The 20,838-nt window shown below is 69.7% G+C and carries 23 protein-coding genes; 6 read left to right on the top strand and 17 right to left on the bottom strand.

Translation table 11 applies throughout. The features are described from left to right. Window positions 1-75: 75 nt before the first annotated feature. From ACWC21_RS17280 to ACWC21_RS17270, 3 genes are all read right to left on the bottom strand, one after another. Window positions 76-399: an STAS domain-containing protein gene (locus tag ACWC21_RS17280; protein WP_388802037.1), complete on the bottom strand. Its 324-nt coding sequence runs from the start codon at window positions 397-399 to the stop codon at window positions 76-78. A 130-nt stretch (window positions 400-529) separates the two neighbouring features. Beyond that, the gene (locus tag ACWC21_RS17275; protein ID WP_450882573.1) at window positions 530-1,378 is read right to left on the bottom strand and encodes a 3-hydroxyacyl-CoA dehydrogenase family protein; all 849 of its coding nucleotides are present in this window, start codon (window positions 1,376-1,378) and stop codon (window positions 530-532) included. A gap of 124 nt (window positions 1,379-1,502) precedes the next feature. Next, on the bottom strand, window positions 1,503-2,144 hold the full coding sequence (locus tag ACWC21_RS17270; RefSeq protein WP_450882571.1) for a TetR/AcrR family transcriptional regulator: 642 nt from the start codon (window positions 2,142-2,144) through the stop codon (window positions 1,503-1,505). A gap of 80 nt (window positions 2,145-2,224) precedes the next feature. Here ACWC21_RS17270 and ACWC21_RS17265 point away from each other — a divergent pair, with 80 nt between their 5' ends. From ACWC21_RS17265 to ACWC21_RS17255, 3 genes are read left to right on the top strand one after another with little or no spacing between them, the layout of a single operon-like run. Beyond that, window positions 2,225-3,010 (top strand): ABC transporter ATP-binding protein, encoded by a 786-nt coding sequence (locus ACWC21_RS17265; protein WP_450882569.1) that lies wholly within the window; start codon window positions 2,225-2,227, stop codon window positions 3,008-3,010. A gap of 10 nt (window positions 3,011-3,020) precedes the next feature. Beyond that, a complete protein-coding gene (locus tag ACWC21_RS17260) occupies window positions 3,021-3,770 on the top strand; it encodes an ABC transporter permease (protein WP_450882567.1) in 750 nt (249 codons plus the stop codon). 13 nt (window positions 3,771-3,783) lie between these two features. Then, a complete protein-coding gene (locus ACWC21_RS17255; RefSeq protein WP_450882565.1) occupies window positions 3,784-4,356 on the top strand; it encodes a cob(I)yrinic acid a,c-diamide adenosyltransferase in 573 nt (190 codons plus the stop codon). A gap of 27 nt (window positions 4,357-4,383) precedes the next feature. On the opposite strand, the gene ACWC21_RS17250 is transcribed toward ACWC21_RS17255, so the two are convergent. Together ACWC21_RS17250 and ACWC21_RS17245 are read right to left on the bottom strand one after the other, a co-directional pair. Continuing rightward, on the bottom strand, window positions 4,384-4,554 hold the full coding sequence (locus tag ACWC21_RS17250; RefSeq protein ID WP_450882563.1) for a hypothetical protein: 171 nt from the start codon (window positions 4,552-4,554) through the stop codon (window positions 4,384-4,386). 35 nt (window positions 4,555-4,589) lie between these two features. Then, the gene (locus tag ACWC21_RS17245; protein ID WP_450882561.1) at window positions 4,590-5,135 is read right to left on the bottom strand and encodes a hypothetical protein; all 546 of its coding nucleotides are present in this window, start codon (window positions 5,133-5,135) and stop codon (window positions 4,590-4,592) included. A gap of 151 nt (window positions 5,136-5,286) precedes the next feature. Here ACWC21_RS17245 and ACWC21_RS17240 point away from each other — a divergent pair, with 151 nt between their 5' ends. From ACWC21_RS17240 to ACWC21_RS17230, 3 genes are all read left to right on the top strand, one after another. Beyond that, on the top strand, window positions 5,287-6,453 hold the full coding sequence (locus ACWC21_RS17240) for a sensor histidine kinase (protein WP_450882559.1): 1,167 nt from the start codon (window positions 5,287-5,289) through the stop codon (window positions 6,451-6,453). After that, entirely contained in the window at window positions 6,450-7,091 is a 642-nt protein-coding gene (locus ACWC21_RS17235) for a response regulator (RefSeq protein WP_450882557.1), read from the top strand. The genes ACWC21_RS17240 and ACWC21_RS17235 overlap by 4 nt, the downstream gene beginning before the upstream one ends. A 121-nt stretch (window positions 7,092-7,212) precedes the next feature. Beyond that, window positions 7,213-9,036 carry a glycosyl hydrolase family 18 protein gene (locus ACWC21_RS17230; protein ID WP_450882556.1) on the top strand — a complete coding sequence of 608 codons (1,824 nt, stop codon included), beginning with the start codon at window positions 7,213-7,215 and terminating at the stop codon, window positions 9,034-9,036. Between the two features lie 9 nt (window positions 9,037-9,045). Here ACWC21_RS17230 and ACWC21_RS17225 read toward each other — a convergent pair whose 3' ends face one another. From ACWC21_RS17225 to ACWC21_RS17170, 12 genes are all read right to left on the bottom strand, one after another. Further along, on the bottom strand, window positions 9,046-9,492 hold the full coding sequence (locus ACWC21_RS17225; RefSeq protein ID WP_450882554.1) for a DUF2550 domain-containing protein: 447 nt from the start codon (window positions 9,490-9,492) through the stop codon (window positions 9,046-9,048). Between the two features lie 130 nt (window positions 9,493-9,622). Then, complete coding sequence (locus tag ACWC21_RS17220; protein ID WP_450882552.1) at window positions 9,623-9,997, bottom strand: F0F1 ATP synthase subunit epsilon; 375 nt, start codon at window positions 9,995-9,997, stop codon at window positions 9,623-9,625. A 129-nt stretch (window positions 9,998-10,126) separates the two neighbouring features. After that, window positions 10,127-11,563 (bottom strand): F0F1 ATP synthase subunit beta, encoded by a 1,437-nt coding sequence (atpD, locus tag ACWC21_RS17215; protein ID WP_450882550.1) that lies wholly within the window; start codon window positions 11,561-11,563, stop codon window positions 10,127-10,129. Then, window positions 11,563-12,477: a F0F1 ATP synthase subunit gamma gene (locus tag ACWC21_RS17210; RefSeq protein ID WP_450882548.1), complete on the bottom strand. Its 915-nt coding sequence runs from the start codon at window positions 12,475-12,477 to the stop codon at window positions 11,563-11,565. The genes atpD and ACWC21_RS17210 overlap by 1 nt, the downstream gene beginning before the upstream one ends. Before the next feature lie 20 nt (window positions 12,478-12,497). Next, complete coding sequence (gene atpA / locus ACWC21_RS17205) at window positions 12,498-14,090, bottom strand: F0F1 ATP synthase subunit alpha (protein WP_450882546.1); 1,593 nt, start codon at window positions 14,088-14,090, stop codon at window positions 12,498-12,500. A 130-nt stretch (window positions 14,091-14,220) separates the two neighbouring features. Then, complete coding sequence (locus tag ACWC21_RS17200; RefSeq protein WP_450882544.1) at window positions 14,221-15,042, bottom strand: F0F1 ATP synthase subunit delta; 822 nt, start codon at window positions 15,040-15,042, stop codon at window positions 14,221-14,223. After that, the gene (locus tag ACWC21_RS17195; protein ID WP_450882542.1) at window positions 15,039-15,584 is read right to left on the bottom strand and encodes a F0F1 ATP synthase subunit B; all 546 of its coding nucleotides are present in this window, start codon (window positions 15,582-15,584) and stop codon (window positions 15,039-15,041) included. Before ACWC21_RS17195 ends, ACWC21_RS17200 begins: the two co-directional genes overlap by 4 nt. A 36-nt stretch (window positions 15,585-15,620) precedes the next feature. Beyond that, a complete protein-coding gene (gene atpE / locus ACWC21_RS17190; RefSeq protein ID WP_285563327.1) occupies window positions 15,621-15,848 on the bottom strand; it encodes an ATP synthase F0 subunit C in 228 nt (75 codons plus the stop codon). 74 nt (window positions 15,849-15,922) lie between these two features. Next, window positions 15,923-16,762: a F0F1 ATP synthase subunit A gene (atpB, locus tag ACWC21_RS17185; protein WP_450882540.1), complete on the bottom strand. Its 840-nt coding sequence runs from the start codon at window positions 16,760-16,762 to the stop codon at window positions 15,923-15,925. A 210-nt stretch (window positions 16,763-16,972) separates the two neighbouring features. Next, complete coding sequence (locus ACWC21_RS17180; protein WP_450882538.1) at window positions 16,973-17,419, bottom strand: hypothetical protein; 447 nt, start codon at window positions 17,417-17,419, stop codon at window positions 16,973-16,975. Between the two features lie 288 nt (window positions 17,420-17,707). After that, entirely contained in the window at window positions 17,708-19,087 is a 1,380-nt protein-coding gene (locus ACWC21_RS17175) for an MraY family glycosyltransferase (RefSeq protein ID WP_450882536.1), read from the bottom strand. A 141-nt stretch (window positions 19,088-19,228) separates the two neighbouring features. After that, the gene (locus tag ACWC21_RS17170; RefSeq protein ID WP_450882534.1) at window positions 19,229-20,488 is read right to left on the bottom strand and encodes a serine hydroxymethyltransferase; all 1,260 of its coding nucleotides are present in this window, start codon (window positions 20,486-20,488) and stop codon (window positions 19,229-19,231) included. Between the last annotated feature and the right edge of the window lie 350 nt (window positions 20,489-20,838).

The raw sequence follows: 20,838 nt of genomic DNA, 5'->3' as shown, positions 1-20,838 counted from the left end.
CGGCTCGTCCGCCGGGTCTCCCGCGTCGCCGTTTTCACACCCGGAACGGGGCGTCCCGTACAGGGGGGCGGGGGGTCACACCCGGGGCAGCGACTCCACGCCGATGCCGCCCTCGATCGCCAGGATCCGGTGCAGCCGGGTGGCCACCAGCAGGCGCTGCATCTGCGGCGGTACGCCGCGCAGCACCAGGCGCCGGCCGCAGCGGCCGGCCCGGCGGTGGGCACCCATGATCACCCCGAGTCCGGTGGCGTCCCAGAACTCCAGCTCGGACAGGTCCAGCACCAGGTCGCCGGCTCCGTCGTCGACGGCCGAGTGCAGGACCGTACGGGCGTCCGCCGCGCTGTGGACGTCGAGGCGGCCCCCGACGACCAGCTCGGCGTGGTCGCCCCTGATGTACATATGCGCTCCCCGTGAGTGCGTCTCGTGCTCGGTGTTGTCTGGTGATGCAACCTCTGACGGCGTTCGTCGGTCAGAGGTTGCCGTCTGTGAGCGAACCGATACCGAATTCACCCGCAGGGGTGACGCCAGCTCAGTGCTTGTAGAAGCCCTGCCCGCTCTTGCGACCGATGTCACCGGCGTCCACCATCCGGCGCATCAGCTCCGGCGGGGCGAACTTCTCGTCCTGCGACTCGGTGTAGATGTTGCTGGTGGCGTGCAGCAGGATGTCGACGCCGGTCAGGTCGGCCGTGGCGAGCGGCCCCATGGCGTGGCCGAAGCCCAGCTTGCAGGCGATGTCGATGTCCTCGGCGCTGGCGACGCCCGACTCGTACAGCTTCGCCGCCTCGACGACGAGGGCGGAGATGAGCCGGGTGGTGACGAAGCCGGCCACGTCCCGGTTGACGACGATGCAGGTCTTGCCGACGGACTCGGCGAACTCCCGCGCGGTGGCGAGGGTTTCGTCGCTGGTCTTGTAGCCGCGCACCAGCTCGCACAGCTGCATCATCGGGACCGGGGAGAAGAAGTGGGTACCGACGACGCGCTCCGGGCGCTCCGTCACGGCCGCGATCTTGGTGATCGGGATGGCGGAGGTGTTGGAGGCGAGGACGGCGTCGTCGCGCACGATCTTGTCCAGGGTGCGGAAGATGTCGTGCTTCACTTCGAGCTTCTCGAAGACGGCCTCGACGACGATGTCCGCGTCGGCGGCGGCGTCCAGGTCTGTGGTCGCGGTGATGCGGGCGAGGGCCGCGTCGGCGTCGTGCGCCTCCAGCTTGCCCTTGCCGACGAACTTGTCGTACGAGGCCTTGATGCCGTCGGTGCCACGCTTGAGTGCCTCGTCGGTGACGTCCCGCAGGACGACCTCCCAGCCCGCCTGAGCGGAGACCTGGGCGATGCCGGACCCCATGAGACCGGCCCCGATGACGGCGAGCTTCCGTGCCACTCCGACTCCCCTTACACGCTGTTTACGGTTGCCTCTTCGGCGGACCATAGCGCTCGTGAGGGGCTGTGTGACCGGTAAGTAATGCGCGTCACGTCCCATTTGACGGACGTCACACCGACAGGGGTCAGATCTCGCCTCGGACGGCGTAGTTGAGCACCTTCTCGCTCAACAACTCCTCCATGTCGTCGAGGAGCACCAGCACCTCTCGTGACACTTCGGCCGGATTACGCCCCTTGAGCATTTCGCACCGGATGACCGACATGGCCGTGCTGTGGATCCAGCCGATCTGACCGGCCATCAGGTGCGGCAGCTTGTCGTCGCCCGCCGCGCCGGTCTCCTCGCGCAGGGCGTCCTCGAGGTTCGACTGGACCTCCTGGGCGATCGCCCACAGGCGCGAGCGCAGCGCCGGCGCCTCCTCGATGACCCGCATGAAGTCGGCATATCCAGGCATCAGGCCGACCCGGGGTGAAACCACCCTCACCTCCTCGCGCAGTTCCCGCAGGACGGCCGCGGCGGCCGACTCCCCCTTGCCGCGGCCGCGCACCCAGCGGGCCAGCCGGTCGACCACGCCGTTGGAGCGGTCGAAGAAGAGGTCCTCCTTGGCCGGGAAGTAGTTGTAGACGGTGTTGACGGAGACGTCGGAGGCCTCGGCGATCTCCGCGACGGTCACCGCGTCGAATCCGCGCTCGACGAACAGGCCCGTGGCGACATCCGAGATGTACTGCCGGGTCTGCCGCTTCTTCCGCTCCCTGAGTCCCTCGGCCATGCCCCCATCCTAGCTTCGCTGGGCTCACTTAATTTTTGGGGTCATTGCAAATTTTCAGAGTCTCTGTTTTTCTGGTCGGCATGACAGCAGTCATCAGCGCGGCCGGACTGGCCCGCACCTTCCAGACCAAGCGCGGCCCGGTGGAGGCCGTGCGCGGCATCGACCTCACCGTCCGCGAGGGCGAGATCCTCGGCTTCCTCGGCCCCAACGGCGCCGGCAAGACCACCACGCTCCGGATGCTCACGACCCTCCTGACCCCCACCGGCGGCACCGCCACGGTGGCCGGCCACGACCTCGCCACCGACCCGGCCGGGGTGCGCGGGGCATGCGGGTACGTGGCCCAGTCCGGCGGCGTCGACCCGCAGATCTCCGTGTACGAGGAGCTGGTCACCCAGGGCCGCCTCTACCGGCTGACGAAGCACCAGGCGGCGCGGCGGGCCGAGGAGCTGGCCCGCGACCTGGACCTCACCGGGTTACTGGACCGCAAGGCGGGCGCCCTCTCCGGCGGTCAGCGGCGCCGTCTGGACATCGCGATGGGGCTCACCCACCGCCCGAAGGTCCTCTTCCTCGACGAACCGACCACGGGCCTCGACCCCGGCAGCCGCGCCGACCTGTGGGCCCTCGTGCGCCGCCTGCGCGACGACCTCGGCACGACGGTCTTCCTCACCACTCACTACCTCGACGAGGCGGACGCCCTCGCCGACCGGCTGGTGATCGTCGACCAGGGCGTGGTCGCGGCCGAGGGCACACCGGGCGCGCTCAAGCTCCGGTACGGCGGCTCGGTCGACGCCTCGCTGCAGGACACCTTCCTCGCCATCACCGGTCGCGGTCCGGCCCCGGCCGACACCGCACCCGTAGCCGTATAGGACCACCAGGATGCTTCTCCACGACACCGCGCTGATCTACGGCCGCTACCTCCGCCAGTCCCTGCGCTCCCGCTTCGCACTGCTCTTCGGCGTGCTGACGCCGCTGCTGTACCTGTTGTTCTTCGGCCCGCTGCTCACCGGTCTGCCGCTCGGCGGGCGGGGCAGCTCCTGGCAGCTGCTGGTGCCCGGGCTGCTGCTCCAACTCGGCCTGTTCGGGGCCGCCTTCGCGGGATTCTCGATCATCATCGAGAACGGCCACGGGGTGGTGGAACGCATGCGGGTGACTCCGGTCAGCCGGCTCGCACTGCTCCTGGGGCGCGTGCTGCGCGAGGCCACGGTCTTCGTGTTCCAGGCGGTGCTGCTGGTGCTCGCCGCCGTGGTCATGGGCCTGCGCGCACCGCTGGCCGGTGTCCTCGTCGGCTTCGCGTTCGTCGCGCTGCTGACGATCTCCCTGGCGTCGCTGTCGTACGCGCTGGCGATGAAGGTCCGCACCCCGCAGACGTTCGGGCCCACGATCAACGCCCTGACCATGCCGTCCATGCTGCTGTCCGGCCTGATGCTGCCCATGACCCTCGCTCCGGCCTGGCTGAATGTGCTCTCCCACTTCATGCCGTTCCGCTATCTGGTGGACGCGGTGCGCGACGCCTACGTGGGTTCGTACGCCACCGCGCACATGCTGTACGGCGCCCTGGTGGCCGTCGGCTTCGCCGCGCCGGCCGTGACGGTGGGCACACGGGTCTTCCGGACGTCCGGAGCGTAATTAGGCTGGCCACATGGTCAATCTGACGCGCATCTACACCAGGACCGGCGACCAGGGCACCACCGCCCTCGGCGACATGAGCCGGGTCGCCAAGACCGACCTCAGGATCTCCGCGTACGCGGACGCCAACGAGGCGAACGCGGTGATCGGCACGGCGGTCGCGCTGGGGAACCTGGACGAGGAGATCGTCAAGGTCCTCACCCGCGTCCAGAACGACCTGTTCGACGTGGGCGCGGACCTGTCGACGCCGGTGGTGGAGAACCCCGGATTCCCGCCGCTGCGGGTCGAGCAGTTCTACATCGACCGGCTGGAGGCGGACTGCGACCGCTTCAACGAGCAGCTGGAGAAGCTGCGGTCGTTCATCCTCCCGGGCGGCACACCGGGCGCGGCCCTGCTGCACCAGGCGTGCACGGTCGTGCGCCGGGCCGAGCGCTCGACCTGGGCCGCCCTCGAGGCCCACGGCGAGGTGATGAACCCGCTCACGGCCACCTACCTCAACCGCCTCTCCGACCTGCTGTTCATCCTGGCCCGCACGGCGAACAAGGAGACGGGGGACGTGCTGTGGGTGCCGGGCGGGGAGCGCTAGCTCTCGCCTCGCCGGTTCGGGGCCTGCTTACGCCGCGCCTGGGGAGGGCGGTCCGAGAATGTCCGCCAGCACGTCCGCGAGCGAGGCACGCGGCGCGTCGCCCTCCTCGCTCAGGGTCCGCATGGCCTTGCGTGCGAGCAGTGCGTCGGCGGCTTCCTCCAGCGCGTCGTACTCCGTCTCGGATACGGGGTCGTCCATGCCGCCAATGTACGCACTTCGGGCGGCTGGAGGCCTCAGCGTCGGCGCGCCGGCTCCCGCTTCGGGAACACTGTGTAGCTCGCGGCGATGACCACGTTGATGCCGATCAGCCACAGCATCCGCTGCTGCCACTCCCGTAGCGAGCCGATGTCACCGTCGCCGCCCACGTACCAGACCGCGGCCTGGAGCAACCCGAGCGCGACCAGTGAGGCCAGGATCCAGCGGCCCGCGACCCTCCATTCGTGGACGGCGCGGGCCGTGCCGTACTTCGGGGGCCGGACGGGAGGCGGACCGCCCGCGAAACGGTGGGCGACCCGGGCGTCCGCCCACTTGATCGTGGAGTGACCGAGGCCGACGGTGAAGCCGATGTACACGGCTGCGAGGCCGTGCCGCCAGTCGGGCTCGGCGCCGTTCTTCAGGTCGATCGCCGTGACGACGAACAGCACGACCTCCAGGAGCGGTTCGCACAGCAGCAGCGCGAGGCCCGTTCGGGGCATCCGGAAGGCGTAGCGGAACACCAGCCCCGCGGCCAGCAGCACCCAGAAGGCCACCTCGCAGGCGACGACCAGTCCGACGATCACGGCTCGCTCCCTTCGCTCACCCCACCAGGCTCGCCCGGACGGCCGCGCGGGTCGTCGTCGCCGGTGACGAATCCGCGGTAATCGAAAGATGCAGCCGGAAACCCTTCGGGAGGAGCACGCGGGCACTGCGTGGCCCGTGTTGGATGGGGCCATGCCCATGCCGCTCCCCCGTCCGCACCGCGACGACGTGTTCATCGCCGTGGGCGGGCTGCTCGGGGGGCTGCTGCTGTGGGGGCTCGGCATCTTTCCGCGGGTGCCCGCGGACGGCCTGGTGCTGTGGCCCGAGCGCTGGGCGGCCCTGGTGCCGCTGGCCGTGACCGCCGCCTGCGAGCCGCTGCGCCGCACCCGGCCCCGGACCGGACTGCTGATCGGCACGGCGGCGCTGGCCGCGGACACGGTGACCCGGGGCAGCATCGCCACGGTCGTGATGTACACCGACCTGGTGTACGCGGCCGTCCTGTACGGCAGCGCCGCCTCCGCCCGCCGCATCCCGTGGATCACCGGGCTGCTCACGGTCATCGGCGGAGTGGTGCCGGCCGCGCTGTGGCGCGACCCGCAGGGACTGCTGATCGGCGTCGGCGTCGGTGTCGTGGCGCTCGCCCCCGCCGAGACCGGCTGGGTCGTGCGCAATCACCGCGAAGCCGCCGAGGCCGCCCGGCTGCGCGCCGAGCAGACCGCACTGCTCGCCGAGATGGACCGGGTCCAGGCGGTCACCGCCGAACGGGCGCGGATGGCACGGGAGTTGCACGACATGGTCGCGGGCCACCTGTCGGCGATCGCCATCCACTCCACGGCCGCGCTGTCCCTCGACGACCCGGACACCTCGAACAAGGCCCTGTCCGTCATCCGCGAGAACAGCGTGGCGGGGCTCGCCGAGATGCGGCGGCTGATCGAGATCCTCCGCGAGCGGGACGACGCGCCGGCCGCGACCCCGACCCTGGACGGCCTCGACGCCCTGGTCGACGGCGCCCGCGCCAACGGCCTCGACGTCCGGCTGGACGCCGACCCCGGCCGGGTGCCCGCCCCGGTCGGGCTGGCCGCCTACCGGATCGTGCAGGAATCGCTGACCAACGCGCTCAAGCATGCCGCGCGGGGCCGCGTGCACGTGGTCCTCGAGCAGGCCGACAGTACCCTGCTGGTCCGCGTGACCAGCCCGTACGGCGACGGTGGCCGGCCCCGCGCACCCGGCTCCGGCGCCGGCCTGGCCGGGATGCGGGAGCGGGCCACGCTGCTGGGCGGCAGCTTCGAAGCCGGGCCCGAAGGCGCGCGGTGGACCGTACGCGCCGCCCTTCCCGTGACCGGAGGAGACCCCGAGTGATCCGTGTACTGGTCGCCGAGGACCAGTCGGCCGTCCGCTCCGGACTGGTGCTCATCCTGGGCACCGCGCCCGACATCGAGGTGGTCGGGGAGGCGGCGGACGGCCGGGAGGCGGTGGCCCTGGCCCGGGAACTCCGGCCGGACCTGGTGCTGATGGACGTGCAGATGCCCCGGCTCGACGGGGTGTCGGCGACCCGGGAGGTGGTGGCGGAGGGGCTCGCGGACGTGCTCGTACTGACCACCTTCGACCTCGACGCGTACGTCTTCGGGGCACTGCGGGCCGGGGCGGCCGGCTTCCTGCTGAAGAACGCGGAGGCGAGGGACCTGCTGGAGGCCGTACGGACGGTGGCGCGCGGGGAGGGGATCGTCGCCCCGGCGGTCACCCGGCGGCTGATCTCCGAGTTCGCCGCCCGGCCGGTGCGGGAGCCGTCCGTCGAACCGGCGGTGCTGGAGGCGTTGACGCGCCGGGAGCGCGAGGTGCTGGCGTGCGTCGGTGAGGGGCTGTCGAACGCCCAGATCGCGGCGCGGCTGGAGATGGCCGAGGGGACCGTGAAGACCCACGTGAGCCGGCTGCTGGCGAAGCTGGAGCTACGCAGCCGGGTCCAAGCGGCCGTTCTGGCTCAGGAGTTGGGGCTCTAGCGCAGCACGGGACCGAGTGGTCCAGACCTATTGACCGATGGTCCAGACCTTTCTATTCTCGCGACACCGTGGGCATGAAGGCTCAGTCATGCCCCTGACATCCCCACAGAGGAGGCGCAGCATGCGCTTCGCACACAGAGCCGCGGCAGGGTTGGCGACCTTGTTGCTCCCCATGGCAGGACTGGTCGGCCTCGCCGGCCCCGCCCAGGCCGCGACGACCGCCACCGCCACCTACGCCAAGACGCAGGACTGGGGCACCGGCTTCGAGGGCAGGTGGACGGTGAAGAACACCGGCACCACGGCCATCAGCTCCTGGACCGTCGAGTGGGACTTCCCCTCCGGCACGTCGGTCACCTCCGCCTGGGACGCCGACGTCACGTCCTCCGGCACCCACTGGACCGCCAAGAACAAGTCCTACAACGGCACCCTCGCCCCCGGCGCCTCCGTCTCCTTCGGCTTCAACGGCGCGGGCTCCGGCTCCCCCTCCAACTGCAAACTGAACGGCGACAGCTGCGACGGCACGACGGTCCCCGGCGACGCGGCCCCCTCCGCGCCCGGCACACCGACCGCCTCGAACATCACCGACACCTCGGTGACGCTCGGCTGGAGCGCGGCCACCGACGACAAGGGCGTCAAGAACTACGACGTCCTGCGGGACGGGTCGAAGGTCGCCACCGTGACCGGCACCTCGTACACCGACACCGGCCTGAGCGCCGGCACCGACTACTCCTACACCGTCCAGGCCCGCGACACCGCCGACCAGACCGGCCCGGTCAGCGGCGCGGTCGCCGTGCACACCACCGGCGGCACCACTCCCCCGCCCACCGGCGGCAGCAAGGTCAAGCTCGGGTACTTCACCGAGTGGGGCATCTACGGACGCAACTACAACGTCAAGAATCTGGTGACGTCCGGCTCCGCGTCGAAGATCACGCACATCAACTACGCCTTCGGCAACGTCACCGGCGGCAAGTGCGCGATCGGCGACTCCTACGCCGACTACGACAAGGCCTTCACCGCCGACCAGTCCGTCAGCGGGGTCGCCGACACCTGGGACCAGCCGCTGCGCGGCAACTTCAACCAGCTGCGCGAGCTGAAGGCCAAGTACCCGAAGCTCAAGGTGCTGTGGTCCTTCGGCGGCTGGACCTGGTCCGGCGGTTTCGCGGACGCGGCGAAGAACCCCGCCGCCTTCGCGCAGTCCTGCTACGACCTGGTCGAGGACCCGCGCTGGGCCGACGTCTTCGACGGCATCGACATCGACTGGGAGTACCCGAACGCCTGCGGCCTGAGCTGCGACACCAGCGGGGCCGCGGCCTTCAAGAACGTACTGGCCGCGCTGCGCGCCAAGTTCGGCTCGAAGAACCTGGTCACCGCGGCGGTCACCGCCGACGGCTCCTCCGGCGGCAAGATCGACGCGGCCGACTACGCGGGCGCCTCGGCTTCCGTCGACTGGTACAACGTGATGACGTACGACTTCTTCGGCGCCTGGGACGCCCAGGGCCCCACCGCCCCGCACTCCCCGCTGACCTCGTACAGCGGCATCCCGAAGGCCGGCTTCACCACGGCCGACGCGATCGCCAAGTACAAGGCCAAGGGCGTGCCCGCGAGCAAGCTGCTCATCGGCATCGGCTTCTACGGTCGCGGCTGGACCGGCGTCACCCAGGACGCCCCCGGCGGCACGGCCACGGGACCGGCGGCCGGTACGTACGAGCAGGGCATCGAGGACTACAAGGTGCTCAGGACGTCCTGCCCGGTCACCGGCACCGTCGCGGGCACGGCGTACGCCCACTGCGGCGGCAACTGGTGGTCCTACGACACCCCGGCCACCATCGGGACCAAGATGGCGTGGGCCAAGTCGCAGGGTCTGGGCGGCGCGTTCTTCTGGGAGTTCAGCGGAGACACCGCGAGCGGTGAGCTGGTGAGCGCCATCAACAGCGGGCTTTCGTAAGAGGATTCGCTAGGCCACGTTGACACGCTGACCGGGCGGAGCCGCCTCCAGCCAGGCGAGGAAACCGGTCAGCGCGTCCTCGCTCATGGCGAGTTCCAGGCGCGTGCCCCGGTGCGTACAGGCCAGGACGACGGCGTCGGAGAGCAGGGCCAGCTCCTCCTCGCCCTCGGGAAGACGGCGGCCGGACACCTCGATCTGCGCCCGTTCCAGGACGCGGCGCGGGCGGTAGGCGTACGAGAAGACGCGGTACCACTCGATGCGGTCGCCGTTGTAGCGGGCGACGCCGTAGCTCCAGCCCTTGCCGCCCGTGTCGGGTTTCTCCGGCAGGTCCCAGCGCAGGGAGCAGTCGAAGGTGCCGCCGGAGCGCTGGATCAGCCTGCGGCGCAGACCGAACAGGAACAGTCCGACCACCACTAGCGCGACCACGATCCCGCACACAGTCAGAGCGAGGACCACCGGCACCGACCTCCTCGTCTCCTAGGTAACGGAACGTAAAAAACACCCGGATTCACCTCAGCCGCGACCGGCACCGGATCACTCCGGTCCCAGCCGCGGCTGAGTTACGTCATCACACGGCGTACTGGATTCAGCGCGCCGCCGCCGCGCGCAGTCGGACGTCCGCACGGCGCTCGGCGGTGGCGTCACCCTCCGCCTTCGCGCGCTCGAGCTCGCGCTCCTCGCGCTGGACATCGATCTCGTCCGACAGCTCGGCGGTCTCGGCCAGCAACGACAGCTTGTTGTCCGCGAACGAGACGAAACCGCCGTGCACCGCGGCGACGACCGTTCCACCATCACTCGTACGGATGGTCACCGGGCCCGACTCCAGCACACCGAGCAGCGGCTGGTGACCGGGCATGACGCCGATGTCGCCGGACGTGGTGCGCGCGACGACCAGGGTGGCCCCGCCGGACCAGACCTGGCGGTCGGCGGCGACCAGCTCGACGTGCAGCTCAGCAGCCAAGGGAGGCTCCTCGGGTCACCACCCGGCGGTAGTGCCGGGTGTTGGGGTCAATTCTAGTAGGCGTGGCGAGAGGGGCAGGACCACACCCCGCAGGGTGCGCCCCCGCCCCTCTCACAGCGAGCGCGGGGGTCAGGAGACGCCCAGCTCCTTGGCGTTCTTGCGCAGGTCCTCGAGGCCACCGCACATGAAGAACGCCTGCTCGGGGAAGTGGTCGTACTCACCGTCGCAGATCGCGTTGAACGCGGCGATCGACTCGTCCAGCGGGACGTCCGAGCCGTCCACGCCGGTGAACTGCTTGGCGGCGTGGGTGTTCTGGGACAGGAAGCGCTCCACACGACGGGCACGGTGGACGACGAGCTTGTCCTCCTCGCCGAGCTCGTCGATACCGAGGATCGCGATGATGTCCTGCAGGTCCTTGTACTTCTGCAGGATCGTCTTCACGCGCATGGCCGCGTTGTAGTGGTCCTGCGCGATGTAGCGCGGGTCCAGGATCCGGGACGTGGAGTCCAGCGGGTCCACGGCCGGGTAGATGCCCTTCTCCGAGATCGGACGGGAGAGCACCGTCGTCGCGTCGAGGTGGGCGAAGGTGGTGGCCGGCGCCGGGTCGGTCAGGTCGTCCGCGGGGACGTAGATCGCCTGCATCGAGGTGATCGAGTGACCGCGGGTCGAGGTGATGCGCTCCTGGAGCTGACCCATCTCGTCCGCCAGGTTCGGCTGGTAACCCACCGCGGACGGCATACGGCCGAGCAGCGTGGAGACCTCGGAACCGGCCTGGGTGAAGCGGAAGATGTTGTCGATGAAGAACAGCACGTCCTGCTTCTGGACGTCGCGGAAGTACTCCGCCATCGTCAGACCGGCCAGGGCGACGCGCAGACGGGTGCCCGGGGGCTCGTCCATCTGACCGAAGACCAGCGCGGTCTTGTCGAGGACGCCGGACTCCTCCATCTCCTGGATGAGGTCGTTGCCCTCACGGGTGCGCTCACCGACGCCCGCGAAGACGGAGACGCCCTCGTGGAGGTTGGCGACACGCATGATCATTTCCTGGATCAGCACGGTCTTGCCGACACCGGCGCCACCGAACAGACCGATCTTGCCGCCCTTGACGTACGGGGTCAGCAGGTCGACGACCTTCAGGCCGGTCTCGAACATCTCGGTCTTCGACTCGAGCTGGTCGAACGCCGGGGCCTTGCGGTGGATGGACCAGCGCTCGCCGTCGTAGGACTCGTCGACGTTCAGCACCTCGCCGAGGGTGTTGAACACCTTGCCCTTGGTGAAGTCGCCGACCGGGACGGTGATGCCCTCGCCGGTGTTGACGACCGGGGCCTGGCGGACCAGGCCGTCGGTGGGCTGCATGGAGATCGCGCGGACCAGGCCGTCACCCAGGTGCTGGGCGACCTCCAGGGTCAGCGTCTTCCTCTCGCCCGCGTTCGCCGGGTCCGCGACCTCGACGTGCAGGGCGTTGTAGATGTCCGGCATCGCGTCGACGGGGAACTCCACGTCGACGACCGGGCCGATGACCCGGGCGACGCGGCCCGTAGCCGTCGCGGTCTCAACAGTGGTGGTCATTAGCGGTCACTCCCCGCGGTCGCGTCGGCGAGAGCGCTCGCGCCACCGACGATCTCGCTGATTTCCTGGGTGATTTCGGCCTGGCGGGCCTGGTTGGCAAGCCGGGTGAGCGTCTCGATGAGCTCACCGGCGTTGTCCGTGGCCGACTTCATCGCGCGCCGCGTGGCGGCGTGCTTGGAGGCGGCCGACTGGAGCAGCGCGTTGTAGATACGGCTCTCGACGTACCGCGGCAGCAGGGCGTCGAGGACGTCCTCGGCCGACGGCTCGAAGTCGTACAGCGGAAGGATCTCGCCCTGCGGCTTCTCCTCCGCCACCTCTTCGAGGCGCAGCGGCAGCAGCCGGGCGTCGAGCGCCGTCTGCGTCATCATCGAGACGAACTCGGTGTAGACGATGTGGAGTTCGTCCACGCCGCCATCCGCCGTCTCCGTCTCGATCGCCTCGATCAGCGGCGCCGCGACCTTCTTGGCGTCCGCGTACGAGGGCTCGTCGGTGAAGCCGGTCCACGACTCCGCGATCTTGCGCTCGCGGAAGTTGTAGTGGGCGACACCGCGGCGGCCGACGATGTAGGTGTCGACCTCCTTGCCCTCGCGCTCCAGGCGCTCGGTCAGCTGCTCCGCCGCCTTGATGGCGTTGGAGTTGAAGGCGCCGGCCAGACCGCGGTCGCTCGTGAGGAGCAGGACCGCGGCACGGACCGGGTTGTCCGCCTCCGTGGTGAGCGGGTGCCTGGTGTTCGAACCGGTACCGACCGCCGTGACCGCTCGGGTGAGCTCGGTCGCGTACGGCGTGGAGGCCGCCACCTTGCGCTGCGCCTTGACGACGCGCGAGGCGGCGATCATCTCCATCGCCTTCGTGATCTTCTTGGTCGCGGAGACGGATCGGATGCGACGCTTGTAGACCCGGAGCTGGGCTCCCATGAGTCAGGTCCCTTCCGTCGTCACTTGCCGGAGGTGGCCGGGGCGTCCTCGCCGAGCAGCTTGCCGTCCGACGTCTCGAACTGCTTCTTGAACTCCGCGATGGCGTCGGCGATGGCCGTCAGGGTGTCGTCGGACATCTTGCCGCCCTCCTTGATGGAGGTCATGAGGCCCTGCTCCTTGCGGTGCAGGTGCTCGAGCAGCTCGCGCTCGAAGCGGCGGATGTCGGCGACCGGGACGTCGTCCATCTTGCCGGTGGTGCCGGCCCACACGGAGACGACCTGGTCCTCGGTGGCCATCGGCTCGTACTGGGCCTGCTTCAGCAGCTCGACCATGCGCTGGCCGCGCTCGAGCTGCGCCTTGGACGCGGCGTCCAGGTCGGAACCGAAGGCGGCGAACGCCTCGAGCTCACGGAACTGGGCGAGGTCCACGCGCAGTCGGCCGGAGACCTGGCGCATCGCCTTGTGCTGGGCGGAGCCACCGACCCGGGAGACCGAGATACCGACGTTCAGGGCCGGACGCTGGCCGGCGTTGAACAGGTCGGACTCCAGGAAGCACTGGCCGTCGGTGATGGAGATGACGTTGGTCGGGATGAACGCCGAGACGTCGTTGGCCTTGGTCTCGACGATCGGCAGACCGGTCATCGAGCCGGCGCCCATCTCGTCGGAGAGCTTGGCGCAGCGCTCCAGCAGCCGGGAGTGCAGGTAGAAGACGTCACCCGGGTAGGCCTCACGGCCCGGCGGGCGGCGCAGCAGCAGGGACACGGCGCGGTAGGCGTCGGCCTGCTTCGACAGGTCGTCGAAGATGATGAGGACGTGCTTGCCGTCGTACATCCACTGCTGGCCGATGGCCGAACCGGTGTACGGCGCAAGGTACTTGAAGCCGGCCGGGTCGGACGCCGGGGCGGCGACGATGGTCGTGTACTCCAGGGCGCCGTTCTCCTCCAGCGCGCGGCGCACGCCGGCGATGGTGGAACCCTTCTGGCCGATGGCGACGTAGATGCAGCGGACCTGCTTCTTCGGGTCGCCCGAGCGCCAGTTGTCGCGCTGGTTGATGATCGTGTCGATGGCCAGGGCGGTCTTGCCGGTCTGGCGGTCACCGATGATCAGCTGACGCTGACCACGGCCGATCGGGGTCATCGCGTCGACGGCCTTGTAGCCGGTCTCCATCGGCTCGTGCACCGACTTACGGGCCATGACGCCCGGAGCCTGCAGCTCGAGGGCGCGGCGGCCGGACGTCTCGATCTCGCCGAGGCCGTCGATCGGGTTGCCGAGCGGGTCGACGACGCGGCCGAGGTAACCCTCGCCCACTCCGACGGAGAGAACCTCACCGGTACGGGTGACCGGCTGCCCCTCCTCGATACCGCTGAACTCACCGAGGACGATGGCACCGATCTCGCGCTCCTCGAGGTTGAGGGCGAGGCCGAGGGTGCCGTCCTCGAACTTCAGCAGCTCGTTGGCCATGGCGGAGGGAAGACCCTCCACCTTGGCGATGCCGTCGCCGGCAAAGGTGACCGTGCCGACCTCCTCGCGCGAGGCCGCGTCCGGCTGGTACGACTGGACGAAGTTCTCCAGCGCGTCCCGGATCTCCTCCGGCCGGATCGTGAGCTCCGCCATCTGGGTTCCCTGCTCTCCTTGTTGGGCCCGAAGTTTCACTTGGGGGGTTGGGGGACTCCCCCCAATAAGAGGTGAATCCTCTGCACGGCCCAACCAGGGCCGTCGTGTACGTCTTGCTGTTGAGTTGCGGCTAGCTCGCCATGCGGCGGGCGGCGTCTTCGAGCCGGTCCGCGAGGGAGCCGTTGATGACCTCGTCACCGACCTGCACCCGGATCCCGCCGACGACCTCGGGGTCGACGTCCAGGTTGAGGTGCATCCGGCGGCCGTAGAGCTTCGCGAGGGCGGCGCCCAGGCGCTGCTTCTGCGGGTCGCTCAGCGGCACCGCCGAGGTGACCACGGCGACCGCCCGGTCCCGCCGCTCGGCGGCGAGCTTGGACAGGGACTCGAGTCCCGCCTCCAGGCTACGTCCCCGCGGCGCGGTCACAAGGCGCGTCACCAGGCGCTCGGTGGTCGCCTTGGCCCGGCCGCCGAGCAGCCGGTGCAGCAGCTCGACCTTGGCGGCGGTGGTGGCCTTCCGGTCGGTCAGCGCGGCGCGCAGCTCGGTGTTCGAGGAGACGATCCGGCCGAACCGGAACAGCTCGTCCTCGACGTCGTCGAGCGTGCCCGCCTGCTGTGCGGCGGTGAGGTCGGCGATGGCCGCCAGCTCCTCCAGCGCGTCCACCAGATCGCGGGTCTGCGACCAGCGGGAGCGCACCAGGCCGGACACCAGGTCCGCGGTGGCGCCGCTGACCTGGCCGCCGATCAGGCGCTGGACCAGGGTGGCCTTCGCCTCACCGGACTGCGCCGGGTCGGTCAGGACCCGGCGCAGTCCGACCTCGCGGTCGAGCAGCGCCGTGACGGCAGCCAGCTGGTCGGCCAGCTGCGTCGCGTCCACGGACGTGGCGTCCGTCAGTGCGTCGAGACGCTCCCGGGCGGCGGCGAGTGCCTCGCGGCTCGCTCCGTGCGCTGTCATCGAGTCGCCTCTGCCTTCTCCTCGAGCTCGTCGAGGAAGCGGTCGATCACACGGCTCTGGCGGGCGTGGTCCTCGAGGGACTCGCCGACGAGCTTGCCGGCCAGGTCGGTGGCGAGCTTGCCGACGTCCTGACGGAGCGCGGACGAGGCGGCCTTGCGGTCGGCCTCGATCTGGGCGTGACCGGCGGCGATGATCTCCTCACGCTGCCGCTGGCCTTCCGCGCGCATCTCGGCGATGAGCGTGGCGCCCTGCTCCTGAGCCTCCTGGCGCAGGCGCGCGGCCTCGTGGCGGGCCTCGGCGAGCTGTGCCTTGTACTGCTCAAGGACGCTCTGGGCCTCGGTCTGCGCGGCCTCGGCCTTCTCGATACCGCCCTCGATGGCCTCGCGACGCTCGTCCAGAACCTTGTTGATGTTCGGGAGGAGCTTCTTGGCGAGGAAGCCGAAGACGATGACGAAGGCGATCAGGCCGATGACGAGCTCCGGCCACGGCGGAACCAGGGGGTTCTCCTGTTCCGCCGCAAACTGAACCCATGAGTGGGTCATCTCAGTGCCTTTCGTCGATTAGGGCTGTCGTTCGTCTTACTTGTAGACGAACGGCATGACGAGGCCGATCAGGGCCAGCGCCTCACAGAACGCGAAGCCCAGGATCTGGTTGGCGCGGATCAGACCGGCCGCCTCGGGCTGACGGGCGAGAGCCTGGGTGCCGTTGCCGAAGATGATGCCGACGCCGACACCGGGGCCGATGGCGGCCAGGCCGTAACCGACGGAGCTGAGCGAGCCAGTGACAGCGGCAAGGGTCTGGGACATGCCAGTTCTTCCTTTTCTTTACGGACCGGTGGGGGTTGGCCACCGGACGGCTTTGGGGTGCGGAGCAGGGGTGCTCAGTGGTGCTCGGCGAGTGCGCCCTGGATGTAGGAGCAGGTCAGCAGGACGAAGACGTACGCCTGGACGGCCTGGATGAACAGCTCGAAGGCGGTCATGACGATCGTCATGATGAACGAGACACCGGAGTAGGCGATGCCGATGCCGTTCAGCATGTACCAGCTGGCGACCGTGAAGAGCACGAGCAGCGTGTGACCGGCGAACATGTTCGCGAAGAGTCGCACCGCGTGGGTGAAGGGCCGCACCAGCAGGTTCGAGAAGAACTCGATGGTCATCGCGAGCGGCAGCACCCCGCCGAGCGACTTGTCGTAGCCGGTGATGTTCTTCCAGGCGCCGACGAAACCGTGCCGCTTGAACGTGAGCGGAACCCACACGAGGTAGACGATCGCGGCCAGGACGGCCGGGTAGGCGATGATCGACGTCACCGGGAACTGGGCGACCGGGATGATCGACCAGAGGTTCATCATCCAGATGAAGAAGAAGAGCGAGACGACGAGCGGGACGTACTTCTCGCCTTCCTTCTTGCCGATGGTCTCGTAGACGACACCGCGGCGGATGAAGTCGTACCCGGCCTCGGCGACCATCTGCAGCTTGCCCGGGACGACCTTGGGCTTGCCGAACGCGGCCCAGAAGAAGCCCACCACGATGATGGAGCCCAGCAGGGCCAGCAGCATCGGCTTGTTGAAGTAGACGCCCTCGGTGTCGCCCCAGAGCGGCTTGAAGAGGAACGAGTTCAGGCCCGGAGCGACGGTGTCGAAACCGCACCCGTTGAACAGGTGGCAGCTCGAGTCGAAAGCGAGCGACTGCGTCGCGTCAGCACTCACTGCGGGCTCCTTCATCGTGGCGCATGGGTACGGCAACCTCGTTGTGTCGGCGCGGCACGGAGCCGCGGTTCGGCACGGGACTGGTGTTACGGATGTGGGGGCGGCTGGGGGGCATCTCGCCTCGCGTGTGAACAGGCGTCAGCTCGGATGCCCGCGCCCGCGATGCCGCAGTTGGCACCGGACGATAGCAGGATCTCTCGTGCGCCTTTATCCCGGGCCTACCTCTCACGACGAGTGCCCTGTTTTCTCGGGCTTGTCACCGTTCGGAGAAGTGCTCGAGTCGGGCTCGACGTAGAGGATCTTGGCGTTCATATGGGCGCGCGTCTGCGCGGCGATCCAGGTCAGGGTGCCGACGACGAGCGTGAGGGCGAAGGCCCGGGGGTGGAACAGCGTCGTGTTCTTGAACGCGGCGACGAAGACGAACATCAGCAGGAGCTGCGCCGCGTAGAGCATCAGCCCCATCGCCTGGAACAAGTGCGGAAGCGATTTGGCGGTGCGCTGGAGCACGTAGAGCCCGATCCCCATGAAGAGGATCACCACAAGCGTCGCGACGACCGCCCCGATCGCGCCTTTGCCGCCGGCGACCACACCGCTGACGACGGTGGCGAGCGCACCGACGACAGCCGTGGGCACGGCGGCCTGGGCCAGGATCCGGACGTCATTGGACGGCATGGCGGCAACTCCGCTTTCACAGGGGGCAGGGTGTCGTCATGGACGAGCGTAGTCCCGGTCCGAGTGCTGGAGACCTCACGGTCCCGGACCGTCGCACTGCGGTCCTTCGTCTCTATCCGGGGTTCTCGTGAACCGTATCACAAACTATTTGATGAGGTCTTTACCTGTTGGGTGTGCTTGCTGTCACACATGAGAGTGACAGTGCACGTCTGCGCAAAAACCGGGCCCATTTGTCTGGTATTAGGGGGCTTTCTACCCCCACGACTTGGCAATGCTCTAGTCAGATTCTTACCTTGAGCCGTCGCCGACATGGAAGCGGGAACGGGCTCCGATGGCGGTCGCACCGTTGACCCGGGTCACTCCCGCGCTCACCGGAGCAGGCTTCGTGGCGGGGTTCGCGGCAGGCTTCGCGGCGGGTTCCCCGGCATCCTCGTGGGACGCGTCCCGGGCCTCGCCGTCGGCCTCAACGGCCAGTGCCCGCACGTGCGTTGCGGCCGCCCGGCGGCGCCGGTAACGCGGCGGCACGAAGTGCTCGGCCCAGCGCGGGGCACGCGGGGTGAAGCGCGGCAGCAGGAGCAGCACCAGGCCGATCGCGCTGAGGAAGACCACCCCGAGCACGATCCACATCGAGGCGGAGTTCACGGAGTAGGCGAGCGCGCCGAAGGCGATCAGCGCCGACCAGAAGTACATGATCAGCACGGCCCGGCTGTGCGAGTGGCCGATCTCCAGCAGCCGGTGGTGCAGGTGGCCGCGGTCGGCGGCGAACGGCGACTGGCCGCGCCAGGTGCGGCGCACGATCGCCAGCACCAGGTCGGCGGCCGGCACGGCGATGATGGTCAGCGGCAGCAGCAGCGGGATGTAGACGGGCACCGTCTGGTGCACGGCCGCCTTCTCGGAGCCGGTGAACAGGGCCAGCGCGTCCGGGTCGACCTGCCCGGTGATGGAGATCGCGCCCGCCGACAGCACCAGGCCGATCAGCATCGAGCCCGAGTCGCCCATGAAGATCCGCGCCGGGTGCATGTTGTGCGGCAGGAAGCCCACGCACATGCCGATGAGGATCGCCGCGAACAGGGTGCCGGGGGCGGCGGCCTCGATGCCGTACGAGTACCAGATCCGGTAGGCGTACAGGAAGAACGCGGCGGCGGCGATGCAGACCATGCCGGAGGCGAGGCCGTCGAGACCGTCGACGAAGTTGACCGCGTTGATCGTGATGACGACCAGCGCCACCGTCAGCAGCGTGCCCTGCCACTGGGTCAGCGCCACGTTGCCGACGCCGGGGATGGGCAGCCACAGGATCGTCAGACCCTGCATGACCATCACACCGGCGGCGATCATCTGGCCGCCCAGCTTGATCAGGGCGTCGATCTCGAACTTGTCGTCCAGGACGCCGATCAGCCAGATCAGGGCGGCCCCGGAGAGCAGCGCCCGCGGCTCGTTCGACTTCGCGAACACCTCGTTGAGGTTCGTCAGGTGGTCGGCGACCAGCAGGCCCGCGCACAGTCCGAAGAACATCGCGATCCCGCCGAGCCGCGGAGTGGGTTCCCGGTGTACGTCTCGGGCCCTGATCTCCGGCATCGCTCCGGCCACGATCGCGAACTTCCGTACCGGCCCTGTCAGCAGGTACGTCACCGCGGCCGTGATGCAGAGCGTCAGCAGGTATTCACGCACGGGCAACCCCACTTGTCTCGCTGGCCATCTCAGCCCCACACCCTAGCGAGGTGCGCATAACTGTGGGGACTGACGGGTAGCGACGATGGTTGCACGTGTGGCTGTGTGCCCGGGCGCACATCGCTGTCCACCCGGGTGCGCCTACCCACGATCGGCGGGGATACGGCCTGGATAGGGCGGGAACGTGCCCGCCGTTTCGCGCACCTCGTCCCGTGCCGCCGTGGGATCCGTCTCACCGCGCAGCACCCCGGCGATCAGCTTGGCGATCCGCGTCATCTCCGGGGCGCCCATGCCCTGTGTGGTCACCGCGGCCGTGCCCAGGCGCAGGCCGCGTGCGTCGCCGTGCGGCAGCACACAGCAGTCCAGGACCATCCCGGCGGCGGCGAGCCGGCCCCGCGCGGTGCGCCCGTCGACGCCGAGCGGGGCCGGGTCGGCGGTGATCAGGTGGGTGTCGGTGCCGCCGGTGGTCACGACGAGGCCCTCGGCGGCGAGTGCGGCGGCCAGCACCCGTGCGTTGGCGACCACCTCGTGGGCGTACGCGGTGAACGCCGGTGTCGCCGCCTCGCCGAACGCGACGGCCTTGGCGGCGATGCTGTGCATCTGTGCACCGCCCTGGGTGAAGGGGAAGACCGCCCGGTCCACGCGCTCGGCCAGTTCGGCGCCGCACAGGATCATCCCGCCGCGCGGACCGCGCAGCACCTTGTGGGTGGTGGCGCACACGATGTCGGCGTACGGCACCGGACTGGGCGCCGCGTTCCCGGCGACGAGCCCGATGGGGTGCGCGGCGTCGGCGATGAGATAGGCGCCGGCCTCGTCGGCGACCTCGCGGAAGAAGGCGTAGTCCATGTGGCGGGGGTAGGCGATGGACCCGCACACGATCGCCTTGGGCCGGTGCGCGCGGGCCAGCGTCCGCACCTGGTCGTGGTCGATGAGCCCGGTCTCCGCTTCCACCCCGTACCCGACGAAGTCGAACCAGCGGCCGGAGAAGTTGGCGGGCGAGCCGTGGGTGAGATGGCCGCCGTGGGCCAGGCCGAGGGCGAGGACGGTGTCGCCGGGCCGCAGCAGGGCGGCGTAGGCGGCGAGCACGGCCGACGACCCCGAGTGCGCCTGCACGTTGGCGTGCGCGGCCCCGAACAGTGCCTTGGCCCGCTCCACCGCGAGGCGCTCGGCGACGTCGACGATCTCGCAGCCACCGTGGTGCCGGGCCCCCGGATACCCCTCCGCGTACTTGTTGGCGAGCGGCGAGCCGAGCGCGGCCAGCACGGCCGGGGACGTGAAGTTCTCCGCCGCGATCAACTGCAAGGTCGTCGACTGCCGCTCCAGCTCACCCAGCAGGATCCCGGCCAGCTCGGGGTCCTGCCGCCGCAGGACATCGGCCTCGAGGGTATGGCTGACCGACATGACGCACTCCGGGCGGTCGACGGTGACGTGAGACCAATGTAGGCCCGAGACGAACACCCTGCGCGGCGTCCGACCCCCGGCACACGGGCGGGGCCGGTCCCTGGTTCTCCGCCCGTCCGGCCCCCACCGCACGGGCGGGCCCGGCCCGTGGTTCTCCGCCCATCCGGCCCCCACCGCACGGGCGGGCCCGGCCCCGGGTCCTCAGCCCATCCGGCCCCCACCGCACGGGCGGGGCCGGCCCGTGGTTCTCCGTCCATCCGGCCCCCACCGCACGGGCGGGCCCGGCCCCGGGTCCTCAGCCCATCCGGCCCCCACCGCACGGGCGGGGCCGGCCCGTGGTTCTCCGTCCG

This window comes from Streptomyces sp. NPDC001348, from assembly GCF_053597535.1.
The sequence above is the reverse complement of the archived record's forward strand: the minus strand, read 5'-3'. Positions and strand labels throughout refer to the sequence as shown.